We start from the raw sequence: 15,170 nt of genomic DNA, 5'->3' as shown, positions 1-15,170 counted from the left end.
CGTCGCACCGCCCCGTTGGGCTGCGAAGCGGCCCCTGTTTTTCCAGCCACACCGCGTCCAATGGATTACGACGGCTTCGCCGCCGAACGGGGCGGTGCGACTTTTCGCTAAATCCCCTCGCCACGGGCTCGGCAGCTGCTACAGGGACTGTCGTTACACCCGGAACTGCTTGAGCAGCCCGTTCAACTGCTCACTCAATTCCTTCAGGTGAACGCTGGCCACGCTCGATTGTTCGGCCGCCAGCGCTGTGCTGTGGGACAAACCGGCGGCCTGGGTGACGTTCTGGTTGATGTCCTCGACCACATGCGCCTGTTGCAAGGTCGCGCTGGCGATGGAGGCGTTCAACCCGTTGAGGTTGCGCAGCGCCTGGGCAATGGCATTCAGGCTTGCGCCGGCCAGGCCGGCCTGCTCGATGGTCAACTGCGATGCACGGCTGCTGTCGCCGATCACTTTGACCGCTGCTTCGGAGTGGCTTTGCAGGCGTTCGATCATCGACTGGATCTCGGCCGTGGACTTCTGGGTACGCTGGGCCAGCAGTCGCACTTCATCGGCTACCACCGCAAAACCGCGACCTTGCTCGCCGGCCCGGGCGGCTTCGATGGCCGCGTTGAGGGCCAGCAGGTTGGTTTGCTCGGCGATGGAACGGATGACTTCGAGAACGCTGCCGATCTGCGTGCTTTCGGCGGCCAGGGTACGAATGACTTCCACCGCTTGATCGATGGTGGAGGACAGCTTGTCGATCTGTTGCAGGCTGCCATCGATGTTGACCTGACCTTGCTGCGCCTGAGACTCGGCATCGCGCATTTCGCTGGCGGCGTGCTCGGCGTTTTTCGCGACGTCGTGCACGCCATACGTCACTTCATTGATTGCTGTGGCCACCAGTTCCATTTGCTGGGATTGTTGCTGACTGCGTTGCTGGGCCTGGGCGGCGTCGTTGCCCAGTTCACTGGAAGACTGGCCCAGGGCACTGGCGGACACTTGCAGTTCTTTGATCACCAATCGCAGCTTGGCGGTGAAGGCGTTGAAGTGGCGTGCCAGTTCCGTGACTTCATCCTGGCCATGGGTATCGAGGCTGTGGGTCAAGTCGCTTTCGCCGCTGGCGATGTTGGCCATGGCATTCACGGTTTCCTGCAGTGGACGCACGATGCTGCGGGCAATCAGGATGACCAGCAGCACCATGATCAGGGCAATCACCAGCCCCACGAACGAGGCCTTCCACACCTGGCCATAGAACTCGGCCTGCATGTCATCGATGTACACGCCCGAACCGATCACCCAACCCCAGGGCTCGAAGAGTTTGATGTAGGAGGTTTTCTCTACCGGCGCGCTGGCGCCCGGTTTCGGCCAGCGATAGTCGACGGTGCCGGCACCCTTGGTCTTGGCGACGGCGACCATTTCGTTAAACAGGGCAAAACCGTCGGGGTCGCGGATCGCCGAGAGGTTCTGGCCATCGAGTTTCGGGTTGGCCGGGTGCATGATCATCACCGGCGTCAGGTCATTGATCCAGAAGTAGTCATTCTGGTCATAGCGCAGGCCGCGAACGGCGCTCAGTGCCTGCTTCTGTGCGGCGTCGCGGGTGAGGGTGCCGGCAGTTTCGAGGTCGTGGTAATAGGTCAGAATGCCGCTGGCGGTTTGCACCACATGCTGGGTTTTCTGAGCCTTGGCGTGGTACAGGTCATCGTGAATCTGCTTGAGCATCAAGACGCCCAACGTCAATAGCATCAGGACGGCCACGATCAAGATGAGCCACAAACGTCGGCTGATCGACATACTGCGCAAGCTGTTCATAACGCTGTCACTCCGGTTTCTTTTTCTTGTAATAAATGATCGCCAGCATCCAACCACACTTTGCCAATCAGTCATATCCGACCCAAGTCCAATAACGCGGCAGCGTTAATCAGACTTGTCTGATAGGATTTCGGCCCCGCATGGAAAAACCTGAATCCCAGTCGATTTTTCACGGAATTTTTATGGTTTCGTCTGGATTCTATGCGCGCGGCGCAGCAGCGACGCTGACCGCAGTCAACGTTCTGAAAAAATATTAACGGGGCATGCCGTGGCGCATTGCTTCTTGGGGGATTGATGGATCTTTGGACTGCCTTTTCGGCATTGATTCTTGGGGTTGTAGAAGGACTGACGGAGTTTTTGCCGATTTCCAGTACCGGCCACCAGATCATCGTGGCTGACCTGCTCAACTTCGGTGGCGAGCGGGCCATCGCTTTCAACATTATTATTCAGCTGGGGGCGATTCTGGCGGTGGTGTGGGAGTTCCGCCGCAAGATCATCGATGTGGTGACCGGTTTGCCAACGCAGCCCGGTGCTCGCCGCTTTACTGCAAACCTGTTGATTGCTTTCATGCCGGCCGTGGTATTGGGGGTGATTTTTTCCAATTTGATCCACGAGTACCTGTTCAACCCGATCACCGTTGCGACGGCGTTGGTTGTGGGCGGGATCATCATGTTGTGGGCCGAAAAGCGTCAGCATGAAGTGCATGCCGAAACCGTTGATGAGATCACGTGGAAAGACGCCCTGAAAGTCGGCTTCGCCCAGTGCCTGGCGATGATTCCCGGGACCTCACGCTCCGGCTCGACGATCATTGGTGGCTTGTTGTTCGGGCTGTCGCGCAAGACCGCTACCGAGTTCTCGTTCTTTCTGGCGATGCCGACCATGGTCGCTGCGGCGGTTTACTCGGGCTTCAAATACCGCCACCTGTTCGTCCCGTCGGATTTTCCGGTGTTCGCCATCGGCTTCGTCACGGCGTTCATCTTCGCGATGATTGCCGTCAGAGCCTTGCTCGTGTTCATCGGCAGCCACAGCTATGCGGCGTTTGCCTGGTATCGCATCGCGTTCGGCCTGGTCATCCTGGCCACCTGGCAGTTCGGCTGGGTTGACTGGACTGCGGTCAAGCCATGAATGACGCCAGTGCGCGCAACAACCCCGGACGCAAGCCCGCAGGAGAGGTTCGCAATCTCCAGCTGAAACTGTTGGTGTTTGCGCTCCTGTGCGCGCTGCCGTTGTTTGGCTCGATGTCGTTGTGGCTGCGTGGGGTTTCGGTGATTCCCCTGGCTGCGTACGGGGTCGTCAGCCTGCTGGCGTTCTTGCTGTACTGGAGCGACAAGCGCAAGGCGCGCGCCGACCATTGGCGCACACCGGAGAACGTGTTGCATGCGGTGGAACTCGCCGGAGGCTGGCCGGGCGCCTTACTGGCCCAGCAGCTGTTTCGGCACAAGACGCGCAAGCTCTCGTTTCAGTTGGTGTTCTGGATCATCGTGCTGATGCATCAGGTGTTCTGGATCGACCAGCTGTTTCTCGGCGCCCATCTGTTCGCGCTGCTTTAAAGCAGCAGTCCGACCTGGGTGCGCTTGGGCAACTTGCTCACCACCAATTGATGGGAACGCTGCAACAAGCCTTGCAGCTCTTCTGGGCCCAACGGGTAGGGCGTTTCCATGATGATCCACTGAGCTCGCGCCAGATACGGCGCCGGGCGGATTCCCGGGCGGTCGCAATGACCGAGAAACACGTCCTTGTCGACCTTGAAGGCCAGGGATTCGCCCCGCAGATTCTGCAAGGCAAACATCTTGTTCCCGGCAATCGAAAACACCCGCACGCCACCCCACTTGTAGTCTTCCCGCGCACCCGGCAGCGCGAGACAGAATTGCGCGACATCCTCTTCGCTCATACGTCCAGCCTTCATATCAGTCGGTCCCCGCAGGCATTGAATGATTCGATCAAATGGTCGAGCCAGGCGCGTACGGCCGGCATCACCCCGCGCCGATGAGGGTAGACCGCTTGCAGCCAGCCGCCAGGCAACGACCAGTCGGGCAGCAGCTGCACCAGCGTGCCGTTTTCCAGTTCCAGCTCGCAATACATCATCGGCAGCATGGTAAAACCCTGGCCGGCGAGGGTGCAGGCCTTGCGCACGATAAAGTCATCGATGCCCAATCGTGCCTCGAGGGTGAGATCGCAGCTTTTGCCCTGTTGGTCGAGCATGCGGATATGCACCAGGCGATCGGCTTCCAGGGCGCCGAGCACGGGCAGGTTTTTCAAGTCTTCGGGGTGGTTGATTTCACGGCCGTGCAAAAATCCGGGGCTGGCGACCATCGCCATCTGCGCCTGGCGCAAACGTCGGGTGACCAGCAGCGGATCCTCATCGCCCAACTCACGCACCCGCAGCGCCACATCGACGCCCTCGGTCACCAGGTCGACGCGGCGGTTGAGCAACATGACCTCCAGTTGAACATGAGGATATTTCTCAAGGAAATCGCTGATCACTGTCGGCAGAATTTCGTGGGCCAGCCCGACGGGGCAAGACACCCGCAAACGCCCGCGAGGTTCACTCGACATGCTGGCGACGGCTTCATCGGCCATCTCGGCTTCCAGCAGCATTGCCTGACAGTGCCGCAAGTAACGTTCACCCACGGCGGTCAGCTTCAGTTGTCGGGTGGTGCGTTGCAGCAGGCGCGCGCCAAGGCGTTCTTCCAGTTCGGCAATGCGCCGCGACAACCGCGACTTGGGAATTCCGAGCAAACGCCCGGCCGCGGCGAAGCCATCGGCTTCAACCACCTTGGCGAAGTAGTAGAGATCATTGAGGTCTTGCATGGTGGACGCTCGATTGTTCTATCAGTGGGACGAACTATCGCATTGTTGCCGACTAATCAGCTATTAGTTTCGTCTGTAGGATTCTCCCCATCAGATCGCCTCGTGGCGATCCTCACCTGGAGATCCCACATGAAACTGCTGCATATCGATTCGAGCATTCTTGGTGACAACTCGGCTTCCCGTCAGCTGAGTAGCGAAGTCGTTAAAGCCTGGCAAACCGCCGAGCCGACTGCCGTGGTGACCTACCGTGACCTGGCCGCCGATGCCATCAGCCATTTCTCCGCCACGACCCTGGTTGCCGCCGGCACCACCGCTGAACTGCGCAACGCCGCGCAGCAACACGAAGCCGAGCTGAGTGCCACCACCCTGGCCGAATTCCTCGCCGCCGATGCCGTGGTGATTGCAGCTCCGATGTACAACTTCACCATCCCGACCCAACTCAAGGCCTGGATCGACCGCATCGCCGTTGCCGGTCAGACCTTCCGTTACACCGAAGCCGGTCCTGAAGGCCTGTGCGGTGGCAAGAAAGTCGTCATCGTTTCGACTTCCGGCGGTCTGCATGCGGGTCAGGCGACTGGCGTTGCTCACGAAGAGTACTTGAAGGTGCTGTTCGGCTTCATCGGTATCACCGACATCGAGTTCGTCCGCGCCCATGGCCTTGCCTATGGTGACGAAGTCCGCACCAAAGCCATGAGCGACGCTCACACGCAAATCAGCGAGCAGTTGTTCGCCGCCGCGTAAGGTGTGTGTAAAGAAAATCAAACAGCTCGGGCAATACCCAAAAAACTCTGTATTCTGATCACGCAAGTGTCAGATACGGAGTTTTTTGTTTCTGGCTATTTCGGAATTTCATTAAATAGTGGCCCGGGTTATGCAATCGAGGGTTACCGTCTCCGGTCCAGTAACAAGGTGGGGCATCCCATGGTGCGTCTTTGTGCAATTTTACTGATTTGCCTGCTCAGCAGCCTGAACTCAGTGCACGCCGCGCCTGCGCCGCACCCTCACTGGAGCGTCGGCTTCCATGAGATGAGTTTTCTTGACCCTCTGGACTTGCAGCCGATGCGTGCCATCGCCTTCTACCCCTCCAGCGACAAGGAACACTCAAGTATCCTCGAGGGCTACACGGTCGAAGCGGGCGAAGACACCCGAGTCGCTATCGGTCGTTTCCCGATGCTGATGCTGTCCCACGGCAACATCGGAACGCCGCTGGCCTTGCACGACCTCGCCACGTCGCTGGCACGCAAAGGGTTTGTGGTGGTGGCGGTGATCCATCCCGGTGACAACTCCAAAGACCACAGCCGCCTCGGTACGTTGAGTAACCTTTACGGTCGGCCCATCCAGATTTCCGAAGCCATTACCGCGACGCTGGGCGACCGAATGCTCGCGCCCTTCGTCAATGCCGATCAGGTCGGTGTGATCGGTTATTCGGCGGGCGGGGAGACGGCGCTGATTCTGTCCGGCGCGACACCGGACCTGGACCGTCTGCGCCGCTATTGTCAGGAACGCCCGGATGACCGCGATGCCTGCAACACCCAAGGCGAATTGATTGCTGACCGTGATGACTTGCAGCCGGTGGCTGACCCGCGGGTTCGCGCCTTGCTGCTCATGGCGCCACTGAGCCTGAAGTTTGGCCGTCATACCCTGGCCGATGTGCATGTGCCGGTGCTGCTCTACAGCGGCGACGGCGACAAACTGGTAGCGTTCGACAAGAATGCCGCCGCCCTGGCACGCAAACTGCCGATCGCACCGGACTTCAAGTTGCTGGTCGGGGCAGGGCACTTTGTGTTCCTGGCGCCTTGCAACGAAGAGCAGATCATCGCCATGCCGGCGCTGTGTACCGATGCCGATGGCGTCGATCGCAAAGACATTCATCGCAACATGGTTTCCGAAGCCGGGCGTTTCTTCTCTCATGCGCTGGGCAAACCGACCCGGGCCGGAATGCAGACCGCCGATCAATAACAAATCTTTGTAGGAGCTGAGCTTGCTCGCGATGGCGGTCTGTCAGCCAACATCCATGTTGAATCTGACGCCGCCATCGCGAGCAAGCTCAGCTCCTACAAGGGGGGGCGGTGTCAGGCCATTGCGCGGCGTTTCAGTAACAAGGTCAAGCCGAGGCCAGTCACCGACAACAACGCCGCGCTGAAGAATATCCACGTGTACCCCAGATTCAACGCCACGGCGCCCATCAACGGCCCGGCAATCGCCAAGGCCAGATCGAAAAACACTGCGTAAGCACTCAATCCCGCCCCGCGACTGGAATTGGGCACTTGCTTGATCGCTTCGACCCCCAACGCGGGATAGACCAGTGACAGACCGAATCCGGTCAGGCCTGCGCCAATCAGCGCATAACCGGTCGAAGGCGCGAGCCACAGCAACACCAGGCCCGCCGTCTCAATGCTCATACAGGCAATGGCCGAGGTGAATCCACCGAAACGGCTGATGCTGGAGATGAACAACAATCGCGCCAGAATGAAACACACGCCGAACACCGTCAGGCAGTAAGCCGCGCCGGCCCAGCCACGGCTGACGTAATACAGGGTAATAAAGGTGGTCAGCGTGCCGTAACCGATGGAGGCGAGGCTCAGGCTCGCGCCGAACGGCGCAATGCGCCCGAACACCGCCCAGAACGGCAGGCGCTCGCCGCGAATCACCGGCACTGAGGGTTTGTTTCGGATCAGCAACAACGCCGCCAGCGCCAGGACCGACAGCGCGATCCCAAGACTGGCGAACCCCAGCTCGCCAACCATCACCACGCCCAGCGGTGCACCAATGGCGATTGCGCCGTAGGAGGCGATACCGTTCCAGGAGATCGATCGTGCGGTATGTTCCGCGCCCACCTGACCCATGCACCAACTGATGGTGCCGACCCCGATCAAGCCCTGGGCAATCCCCAGCAACAAGCGACCGGCAATCAGGATCAACAGGCTCAGCAACGGAAGACTTTGCAGCAGCGTTGAAATCAACGTCAGCACGCCGCTCAACACAATCCCCGATAACCCGTAAACAATCGCCCGCTTGGTACCGATGCTGTCCGACAGGCGCCCGGCCATCGGGCGGCTGAGCAGGGTGGCCAGGTACTGCGAGCCGATGGTCAGCCCCGCGATGATCGCGCTGAAACCCAGCTGTTCATGGACATACCCCGGCAACACCGCAATCGGCAGGCCAATGCAGAGGAAGGCAATAAAGGTATAAAAGACGATGGAGACGATCTGCAGGGTGATCGCCATGGAGCTTTGTGGTGGCAGTTGCTGCACAGACATGAGGGCTCATTCGCGGGCGGCGGTAGGAGAACTGCATCATGGCGTGGGCGCAAAATAAAAGAAAGCAGGCTAACTATATTCGTAGGGTTTGAGGGCCTCTTCGCGAGCAGGCTCGCTCCCACAGTTGGAACGCATTTCCCTGTGGGAGCGAGCCTGCTCGCGAAGGTTTCTGAACCAAACTATCCCTTCACCCTTGAATGCAAAAAGCCCCGTCACCAGGACAGGGCTTTCCATTTTCAGCCGGTGCTTAGAACACAACGCCCTGGCTACGCAGGTAGTCGTCATAGGTGCCGCTGAAGTCGATCACGCCACTAGGGCTCAACTCGATGATGCGGGTGGCCAGGGACGATACGAACTCACGGTCGTGGCTGACGAAGATCAGCGTGCCCGGGTAGTTCTCGAGCGCCAGGTTCAGCGCCTCGATGGATTCCATGTCCAAGTGATTGGTCGGTTCGTCCATGATCAGCACGTTCGGCTTTTGCAGGATCAGCTTGCCGAACAGCATGCGACCTTGCTCACCACCGGAGATGACCTTGACCGACTTGAGGATCTCGTCGTTGGAGAACAGCATACGGCCGAGGGTACCGCGAACGATTTGCTCGCCGCCCTGAGTCCATTGGCCCATCCAGTCGAACAGGTTGCAGTCTTCTTCGAAGTCGTGAGCGTGGTCCTGGGCGTAGTAGCCCAGTTCCGCGGCGTCGGTCCACTTCACAGTACCGGCATCCGGGGTCAGTTCGTTGACCAGGGTACGCAGCAGGGTGGTTTTACCGATACCGTTCGGGCCGATGATCGCCACGCGCTCGCCGGCTTCAACCTGGAAGCTGAAGTCCTTGAACAGTGTCTTGCCGTCGAAGCCTTTGGCCATGCGCTCGACGATAACGGCCTGACGGTGCAGCTTCTTGGTTTGTTCGAAACGGATGAACGGGCTCACACGGCTCGAAGGCTTGACCTCGGCCAGCTGGATCTTGTCGATCGCCTTGGCGCGGGAGGTTGCTTGCTTGGCTTTCGAGGCGTTGGCCGAGAAGCGGCTGACAAACGATTGCAGTTCGGAGATCTGCGCTTTCTTCTTGGCGTTGTCCGACAGCAGTTGCTCGCGGGACTGGGTCGCCACGGTCATGTACTCGTCGTAGTTGCCCGGGAACAGGCGCAACTCGCCGTAATCCAGGTCAGCCATGTGGGTGCACACGCTGTTCAGGAAGTGACGGTCGTGAGAGATGATGATCATCAGGCTGGAGCGCTGGGTCAGGATGTTTTCCAGCCAGCGGATGGTGTTGATGTCCAGGTGGTTGGTCGGTTCGTCGAGCAACAACACTTCAGGATCGGAGAACAGCGCCTGGGCCAGCAATACGCGCAGTTTCCAGCCTGGGGACACTTCGCTCATCGGGCCGAAGTGCTGCTCGATGCCGATACCCAGGCCCAGCAACAGTTCGCCGGCACGGGATTCGGCGGTGTAGCCGTCCATTTCGGCGAATTCGGTTTCCAGTTCTGCAACGGCCATGCCGTCTTCTTCGGTCATTTCCGGCAGCGAGTAGATGCGGTCGCGCTCGGCCTTGACCTTCCACAGCTCTTCGTGACCCATGATCACGGTATCGATCACGGTGAATTCTTCGTAGGCGAACTGGTCCTGGCGCAATTTACCCAGACGCACGTTCGGCTCGAGCATGACCTGGCCGCCGGACGGCTCGAGGTCGTCGCCGAGGATTTTCATGAAAGTCGACTTGCCGCAACCGTTGGCGCCGATCAGGCCGTAGCGGTTGCCCGCGGCGAATTTGACCGAAACGTTTTCGAATAGCGGCTTGGCGCCGAACTGCATCGTGATGTTAGCTGTAGAGATCAAAGGTTTTTCCTGCGAAGCATTCAGAGTAGCTAGGGTTGCGGCAGTACCGATTCAGTACCCGGTTCCGTTATTCGAACCACAGGAAATGCATCCCGGTCAGAAGCGGAAGGTCCATCTGGCAATAAGTGGACAGCAGCATATGGAGCGCTTGGCCCGAGTCGAAGTGCGCTGAGACGGGGTTCATTCCCGTCGTCAACCAAGGGGGGCGCGTAATGTTTGGCGGCGATTGTACTGGTCTGGCTCTTTAAACGATAGGGCGTTAAGGCCGCACGGCCACTTTGGCAGCACCAGTGGACATATTTTCACCGTTGAAGGTTAACTATTGGTTACAAACTGTGGCTAAAATGCCATCTATCACCTGATGCCGACAGGCGGCATAGGCTCAAGAACGCGCCATTCGGGACTGCTGTTCTTAATTCAGACGCTGCACAAGACCCTTGGGCCGATTGGCTGGCAAGGGACGCAGCTTGTTCACTTCTGACATGTGACGATTGTTGTGAAATTGATCATTGTTGCTGTTTACGTTGTCTCCATTGCATACGTCCACCTGCGCGGACGCGTGCGCCACAAACTGGGCCGTCAACTGAGCGACCACTCGACATTTCTGGCGCCGATCAACTGCTTCCTTTATCTGTTCTCGAAAATCCCCAACAAGCCTTACCTCAACCCGGCCGAGTTTCCTGATCTGAGTCCGTTGCAGGACCATTGGGAAGAAATTCGCGCCGAGGGCCAGAACCTGCTCAGGGCCGGGGAGATCAAGCGCTCGAATCAATACGACGACGTCGGCTTCAACTCGTTCTTCAAGACGGGCTGGAAGCGTTTCTACCTGAAGTGGTACGGCGACAGCCATCCTTCGGCCATGAAACTTTGTCCGCGCACAACGGAATTGGTGCAAAGCATCGGCTCGATCAAGGCGGCGATGTTCGCCGAGTTGCCACCGGGTTCGAAACTGGTCCGTCACCGCGATCCGTATGCCGGTTCCTACCGCTATCACCTGGGCCTGGAAACCCCGAACGATGCCGGTTGCTACATCAACGTCGATGGCGAGAACTACCACTGGCGCGACGGTGAAGCGGTCATGTTCGACGAGACCTTCATTCATTACGCTGAAAACACCACCGGGCAGAACCGCATCATTCTGTTCTGCGACGTTGAGCGGCCGATGAAGTATCGCTGGGCGGCGGCGTTCAACAGCTGGTTCAGCCGTCATGTGATGTCGGCGGCGGGCGCACCGAACGATGTGGGTGACAAGACCGGCGGTATCAACCGCTTGTTCGCCAAAATCTACAAGATTCGACTTCGCGGTAAAGCGCTGAAGAAGCGCAACCGCAAGCTTTATTACCTCGAAAAGTGGGCGATGTTTGGGGGGCTGGTGGCGATTTTTGTTTTGATTTAAATATTGTGTCACGGCGTATGGCCCCTTCGCGAGCAAGTCGGATCGCCGCACCGCCGCCCCCACAGTTGACCGCGATCTAATGTGGGAGCGGGCTTGCTCGTGAAGGGGCCATAACATTTACCGCAAACCTTCAATCAGCCACGAGAAGTCTTCGTGGCTTTTTTCTGCGCGGTGGGTTTAGCCGCCGATTTGGGTTTACTGGCACTTTTGCCGCCGAGGCTACGTTTAAGCAGCTCGGTCAGATCGATAACGTCTGCGGTTTTACGCTCCTCTTCGCCAGTCGCCGTTTCCACATCTTCGATTTTTCCTTCGTTAGCCTTCTTCTCAACCAAGGCCATAATCTTGTCTTCAAAACTGTCGCGATAATCCTCGGGATTCCAGTCTGCGCTCATGTCCTGAACCAATCGTTTGGCCATATCGAGTTCACCTTTGGCCAGTTCGGGCTTGGTGACGTCACTGCCCAACTCAAGCGTATCCAGACTTCGTACTTCGGCGGGCCAGCGCAGCATCACCAATACCATCGCCGACTCCAGCGGCATCAGCGCGGCGAGGTGCTGACGCGTGTGCAGCACAACATGAGCCAGGGCGACTTTATTGGTTTTGCTTAACGTTTCGCGTAACAGCGCATAGACCTTGCCACCGCGTTTATCCGGCGCGAGGTAGTAGGGCGTATCAATGTTTTGCAGGGGGATCTGCTCGCTGTCGACAAAGGAAAAGATGTCGATGGTCTGAGTGGACAGCGGGTGCGCCGACTTGATTTCCTCTTCGCTGAGGACCACATACCGACCCTTTTCATACTGCACACCTTTAACGATGTGTTCCTTGGTCACTTCCTTGCCGGTGACCTTGTTGATGCGCTTGTAGCCCACCGGGTCCATGCTGCGGCTGTCGAGCCAGTCGAAATCCACCCCCTGCGAGGACGTCGCCGAGACCAGCGCCACAGGGATATGCACCAGACCGAAACTGATCGCGCCTTTCCAGATTGCCCGTGCCATGGTCGTCTTCTCGCGAGTGATGTTCAGGTGACCTGTGGCCCGGTACAAAAGTTTCAGTGGCTTGAGGCCCGGTCCAGTGGGGGATCAGCGGCGTCCTCAACTTCGTGTTACATCTTGCCGGGGAGGTTTTAGTTAACAAATCCGAACCCCGGGCGTAGCGTGATAACGAAGTTTCTATCCACGCTGATGTCGAGAGGCTCCCCATGAACAGATTTGTGCTCGGCTGCACCGCGTTGGCGTTGAGTGGCATGCTGAGCAATCTGGCCCAGGCCGACACCGCGCCGTCTCCTTCTTCACTGCTGTTGGCCCAGAGCCCGGCAGGCAATGCCAGCAACCCTTACAACAGTCCGATTCGCCGGGCCAATCCCAACAGCATGCAAGGCACGCAACCCAGCGCGCCGGCCATCCGTGGGCCGAACACAGTGCCTGTGCCGCGCCCTCCGACGCTTGACAATGGTGGCGTCGGCAACCGCTATCCCCAGGATCGCTCGCCTCCCGCCACCCCACCGAAATTCATTCCCAATCCACCTCATCGAGACGCAGACACCAGCAACCGTTGAACGGCACGACAGCGTTCTTGCCAGCCATTCGAACGACAAAAGGAATCGTGCATGTTGCGTAAAACCCTTCTGGCCACGCTGTGTGCCAGCGCACTGATCACCGTCACGGCGCCCGTTTTCGCAGCGCCACCCCAGAATTTCAAAAGCGAACAGGGCACCCTTGAGGTGACGACAATGACCACGGGGCTCGAACATCCCTGGGCCTTGGCGTTTCTTCCCGATCACCAAGGGATGCTGGTGACCGAGCGGCCCGGCAACCTGCGGGTGGTCAGCGCCGACGGTAAACTGTCCGCTCCGCTCAGTGGCGTGCCAAAGGTTTGGGCAAAGGGGCAGGGCGGCTTGCTGGATGTTGCGTTGTCGCCCGACTTCAATCAAGACCGCACGGTCTACTTGTCGTATGCCGAAGGTGGCGGTGAGGGCGACAAGGCCGGGACGGCGGTTGGTCGCGGACGTCTGTCTGACGACCTGACGGCCATCAAGGATTTCAAAGTGATCTTCCGCCAGGAACCCAAGCTTTCAGTCGGAAACCACTTCGGTTCAAGGTTGGTGTTCGACCGCGACGGCTATCTGTTCATCACCCTTGGCGAGAACAACGACCGGCCGACCGCTCAAGACCTCGACAAGCTGCAAGGCAAGGTCGTGCGGATCTACCCGGACGGCCAGGTGCCGGATGACAACCCCTTTGTCGGTCAGGCCGGCGTACGCCCGGAAATCTGGTCCTACGGCCAGCGCAATCCGCAAGGCGCGGCGCTCAACCCCTGGACCGGCACCCTTTGGGAAAACGAACACGGTCCCCAGGGTGGCGACGAAATCAACATCATCGAGCGAGGCAAGAACTACGGCTGGCCGGTAGCAACCCATGGCATCAACTATTCCGGCCAGCCGATCCCGGAAGCCAAGGGCAAGACCGCCGAAGGCACCGTCGCCCCGCACCATGTCTGGGAGAAGTCCCCCGGCGTCAGTGGCATGGCGTTCTACGACGCTGACCGCTTCAAGGCCTGGCAGCACAACGTGTTTATCGGCGCGCTGGTGAGCCAGGAGTTGATCCGCTTGCAGTTCGATGGCGACAAGGTCGTTCACGAAGAGCGATTGCTGAGCGAACTCAACAAGCGCATTCGCGATGTGCGGCAGGGGCCCGATGGGTACTTGTATGTACTGACCGATGAGGACGACGGAGCCCTGTACAGGATTGGCCTGAAGTAACGCATCCCTTGTAGCAGCTGGCGAACTGTGGCGAGGGGATTTGGCGAAACGTCGCACCGCCCCGTTCGGCGGCGAAGCCGTCGTAATTCATTGGACGCAGTGTGGCTGGAAAAACTGGGGCCGCTTCGCAGCCCAACGGGGATAAATCCCCTCGCCACAGTTCGCCAGCGGCTACAGGGGTTTTGAAGCTCATGATCGGGCGTACAGGACCACTGCCGCCCGCAACTTGCCTCGACCGAAGCTGCTCATCTTGTCGAACTCCCCATGGCTGACCGGCAAATGCTGGCAGTCCATGGGTTGGCGATGCTGGCTGTGATCGACATCCGGGTCATGCAGGTAGACGAACTCTTCATCGCAATCGGTGACGATCACCCAATGCGGCGATTTGGAGCGGGTCAGTCGATAGCTGCTGATGAGCACCAGCGGTTGTCCGCCACCGTCCAGTAACCGTGGAAGGTTCAGTGGTCCGCCGATCACTCGTTCCACATCAGTCTCTTGTAGCTGCGTGGTGAACTCCTCGTGTACTAGCCGCATTACCTCTTTTTTATGCGCATCGCGTACGCCATCGAGAAACAGGGGCCCGGCCATGCTCAGTTGCAGACGCACTGCAAAACCCCGTCGCCATGCCGCCAGCGCCAGGCCTTGAGGGCTGCAGCCACCATGGCCCGAGGTCATGAACACGGTGGTCGCTTCGCGCCAGATCTGCAGTTCTTCGCGTCGCGCCAGCACGCGATCCGCTTGCAGCGCGCCCATGGCCATCAGCAGACAGGCCGGGCCGCAGGTGAAATCGGTGGTCTGCGAATACCAGGGCACCTTGATGTTGCGCGAGTCGCGGTGCTGGAGGATGCGCTTTTCCAGCCGCAGCGCGTCGGCATGGTCCTGGTAATAGTCATGAATCAGGGCAAAGCGTCGATAACCGTTGCGCTCATACAGGGCAATCGCTGTCGGGTTGTCGATGCGTACTTCCAGCCGCAGGTAGGCGCAGTCGTGTTCAACGGCGCAGGCCTCGATGTGTTGGAGCAATTGTTTGCCCAGGCCACTGCCGCGCGCTTCGGTGGCGATCGCAATCGAGTAAAGGCGCGCCAGCGAAGTGCCCCGGTGGAACAGCACCACGGCGTAACCGACCAGGTGCTCGCCACGCTGGGCCACCAGCAGTTGCCCATGGGCCCGGGTGATCATCCATTGAAAACTGCGACGGTTAAGCCGATCCGTGGTGAAACAGTGTTGTTCGAGTTCCAGCAGTGCCGGCAAATCTTCAACCACCGCCAAGCGAAAAACCAGATTCATATGACCACCGTAAAAGTTGCGTAACGAAACGGG

At 59.0% G+C, this 15,170-nt stretch carries 14 protein-coding genes; 7 read left to right on the top strand and 7 right to left on the bottom strand.

The genetic code is table 11. The annotated features are described in order from the left end of the window. Positions 1–153: 153 nt before the first annotated feature. Positions 154–1,788, bottom strand: a complete 1,635-nt coding sequence (locus tag KGB03_RS24040; RefSeq protein ID WP_218535197.1) for a methyl-accepting chemotaxis protein — start codon at positions 1,786–1,788, stop codon at positions 154–156. Between the two features lie 294 nt (positions 1,789–2,082). On the opposite strand from KGB03_RS24040, the gene KGB03_RS24035 reads away from it, so the two are divergent. Then, positions 2,083–2,913: an undecaprenyl-diphosphate phosphatase gene (locus KGB03_RS24035; RefSeq protein WP_218535195.1), complete on the top strand. Its 831-nt coding sequence runs from the start codon at positions 2,083–2,085 to the stop codon at positions 2,911–2,913. Then, on the top strand, positions 2,910–3,338 hold the full coding sequence (locus KGB03_RS24030; RefSeq protein ID WP_218535193.1) for a DUF1294 domain-containing protein: 429 nt from the start codon (positions 2,910–2,912) through the stop codon (positions 3,336–3,338). The genes KGB03_RS24035 and KGB03_RS24030 overlap by 4 nt, the downstream gene beginning before the upstream one ends. On the opposite strand, the gene KGB03_RS24025 is transcribed toward KGB03_RS24030, so the two are convergent. Then, on the bottom strand, positions 3,335–3,694 hold the full coding sequence (locus KGB03_RS24025; protein ID WP_111450032.1) for an MmcQ/YjbR family DNA-binding protein: 360 nt from the start codon (positions 3,692–3,694) through the stop codon (positions 3,335–3,337). The two genes, KGB03_RS24030 and KGB03_RS24025, sit on opposite strands and share 4 nt — an antisense overlap. Then, the gene (locus KGB03_RS24020) at positions 3,691–4,599 is read right to left on the bottom strand and encodes a LysR substrate-binding domain-containing protein (RefSeq protein WP_223529473.1); all 909 of its coding nucleotides are present in this window, start codon (positions 4,597–4,599) and stop codon (positions 3,691–3,693) included. Before KGB03_RS24020 ends, KGB03_RS24025 begins: the two co-directional genes overlap by 4 nt. Before the next feature lie 129 nt (positions 4,600–4,728). Here KGB03_RS24020 and KGB03_RS24015 point away from each other — a divergent pair, with 129 nt between their 5' ends. Further along, entirely contained in the window at positions 4,729–5,340 is a 612-nt protein-coding gene (locus tag KGB03_RS24015; protein ID WP_046055117.1) for an FMN-dependent NADH-azoreductase, read from the top strand. Between the two features lie 180 nt (positions 5,341–5,520). Then, the gene (locus tag KGB03_RS24010; protein WP_223529467.1) at positions 5,521–6,558 is read left to right on the top strand and encodes an alpha/beta hydrolase family protein; all 1,038 of its coding nucleotides are present in this window, start codon (positions 5,521–5,523) and stop codon (positions 6,556–6,558) included. Between the two features lie 113 nt (positions 6,559–6,671). On the opposite strand, the gene KGB03_RS24005 is transcribed toward KGB03_RS24010, so the two are convergent. Continuing rightward, positions 6,672–7,859 (bottom strand): MFS transporter, encoded by a 1,188-nt coding sequence (locus KGB03_RS24005; RefSeq protein ID WP_223529465.1) that lies wholly within the window; start codon positions 7,857–7,859, stop codon positions 6,672–6,674. A 247-nt stretch (positions 7,860–8,106) separates the two neighbouring features. Beyond that, on the bottom strand, positions 8,107–9,696 hold the full coding sequence (locus KGB03_RS24000; protein WP_192408401.1) for an ABC-F family ATPase: 1,590 nt from the start codon (positions 9,694–9,696) through the stop codon (positions 8,107–8,109). A gap of 496 nt (positions 9,697–10,192) precedes the next feature. Here KGB03_RS24000 and lpxO point away from each other — a divergent pair, with 496 nt between their 5' ends. Further along, complete coding sequence (lpxO, locus tag KGB03_RS23995; protein WP_223529463.1) at positions 10,193–11,092, top strand: lipid A hydroxylase LpxO; 900 nt, start codon at positions 10,193–10,195, stop codon at positions 11,090–11,092. Positions 11,093–11,226: 134 nt separating this feature from the next. On the opposite strand, the gene KGB03_RS23990 is transcribed toward lpxO, so the two are convergent. Beyond that, on the bottom strand, positions 11,227–12,087 hold the full coding sequence (locus KGB03_RS23990; RefSeq protein ID WP_223529456.1) for a Ku protein: 861 nt from the start codon (positions 12,085–12,087) through the stop codon (positions 11,227–11,229). A gap of 203 nt (positions 12,088–12,290) precedes the next feature. On the opposite strand from KGB03_RS23990, the gene KGB03_RS23985 reads away from it, so the two are divergent. Next, a complete protein-coding gene (locus KGB03_RS23985) occupies positions 12,291–12,647 on the top strand; it encodes a hypothetical protein (protein ID WP_192408404.1) in 357 nt (118 codons plus the stop codon). 51 nt (positions 12,648–12,698) lie between these two features. Further along, positions 12,699–13,850: a PQQ-dependent sugar dehydrogenase gene (locus KGB03_RS23980; RefSeq protein WP_218535170.1), complete on the top strand. Its 1,152-nt coding sequence runs from the start codon at positions 12,699–12,701 to the stop codon at positions 13,848–13,850. 189 nt (positions 13,851–14,039) lie between these two features. Here the strand turns inward: KGB03_RS23980 and rimI are convergent, their stop codons facing one another. Continuing rightward, positions 14,040–15,137, bottom strand: a complete 1,098-nt coding sequence (gene rimI, locus KGB03_RS23975) for a ribosomal protein S18-alanine N-acetyltransferase (protein WP_223529451.1) — start codon at positions 15,135–15,137, stop codon at positions 14,040–14,042. Between the last annotated feature and the right edge of the window lie 33 nt (positions 15,138–15,170).

Origin of the sequence: Pseudomonas sp. BF-B-26, from assembly GCF_019956495.1 — a bacterium.
Taxonomy (GTDB): domain Bacteria; phylum Pseudomonadota; class Gammaproteobacteria; order Pseudomonadales; family Pseudomonadaceae; genus Aquipseudomonas.
This window is presented reverse-complemented; position numbering and strand designations above follow the sequence as displayed.